We start from the raw sequence: 1,508 nt of genomic DNA, 5'->3' as shown, positions 1-1,508 counted from the left end.
CTATTTGCCTTAATATTACTATAAAACTATCTGTAATATCACCTACTCTGTCCCCCCCATAAACAGGTATAATTAAAAAGCCTATCATCTTGCTTTTAATTCCTATTGCAATGTAAATTAGTAATGCAAATATAATAAAAATAATATATAAAATTTTATTTCCTTTTACTATTGCATTATGATTCAATTCACTTCTCTTACTAATTCTTGCTATATAGCCTATTAATATAAAGTTAACAGCCAAATCAACTATCATTAATATATTGGCTAAATTAATAGCCTCAACAGATGGATTTAAAAAAGATGTTCCTAAAAACTCTCCAGCAATAGCCATAATAGGTGGCATTAATATATATCTTATCCATTGAACCCACAAAAACATACTTATTGTTATTGGCGTTTTAACTTTTTTTATATCTATACTTGATATAAAGGCAACATATAAAAGTAAAAATACTATTGGAAATAAAATCATCAAATTATATCCATCAGAAAAATTATAGTAATTAATTAATGTAATAATGAAACTAACTATCGCTGATATAAATATTACTATATTAAAATAGCTTTTCCTGACTTTCATATTTATTTCCCTATACTTTCTTTTAATTTGTTGTAAAACTTCAAATTTTCTAACTCATTAACTTTTATTTTCTTATTACATATTTCATTAAATTCATCAAATTTAATATTATGATACCAATTATATATTCTGTCCCCTAAGTCTTCATAATTATCATCAAATACAAATGCTATTCCCTTAGATATTTCCTCCATATAGGTATTTTTATATACCATTATTGGTAATTTTAAATTTAATGCATAATGATATTTTATTGAAACTGCAGTATCTAGTGCCATATCATTATATCCATATAAATTATTAATTATATCAGCTTTATCTAGTAGTTTTCCTGTTTCCTCCACATCGAAACTACTTAAAAACTCAACATTTTCTATATTATTAGTAATAGCAAAATCTCTTAATACATCTGATCCAATTCCAAAATATTGAATTATAAATCTTTTATCATTTGAAAGAGACTTTAATAATTTTTTATCATTATCATAAAATCTTACATATCCAATAAAGCTTATCCTTAAAGGTTCATTAATATCCTTAAGCCCTTCTCTTATAGTACAATTATCAATAATTTTATGGTTAATACTATTCATTAATATATAATGAAACTTAGGTAAAAATTTTTCAAATCCCCTTGATGATATAGTTGTAAACTTGCTTTTTTTTACTAATTCATTCATAAGCTTGAACTTTAACTTATTATCTAATCTTGCATAATCTCTTATATTTACTACATATCTATTTTTTAGATTTCTTATAAGGTAATCTGAAAATAAAAATGCTGTCTCCGTTCCCCATGTAATAACAAAATCATACTTATTCTTTTTTAAAATACTTTTTGCATAGCTTCCAAATTTATAATACATTCTTATCTTTTTAAATCTATTCCATTCTCTATCTATTTTTAATTCAAATCTATAAATGT

The 1,508-nt window shown here is 23.3% G+C and carries 2 protein-coding genes; both read right to left on the bottom strand.

From position 1 onward, the window contains the following. Positions 1-583 (bottom strand): hypothetical protein (locus E6248_RS15950; protein WP_316341749.1); only part of this gene is annotated, 583 nt, incomplete at its 3' end. Between the two features lie 2 nt (positions 584-585). Then, positions 586-1,508: hypothetical protein (locus E6248_RS15945; RefSeq protein ID WP_316341748.1), on the bottom strand; the 923-nt coding region annotated here is incomplete at its 5' end.

This window comes from Clostridium sp. (genome assembly GCF_032552055.1).
Lineage (GTDB): Bacteria > Bacillota > Clostridia > Clostridiales > Clostridiaceae > Clostridium.
Note: the sequence above shows the minus strand (reverse complement) of the source record. Positions and strands in the feature narration are given on the sequence as shown.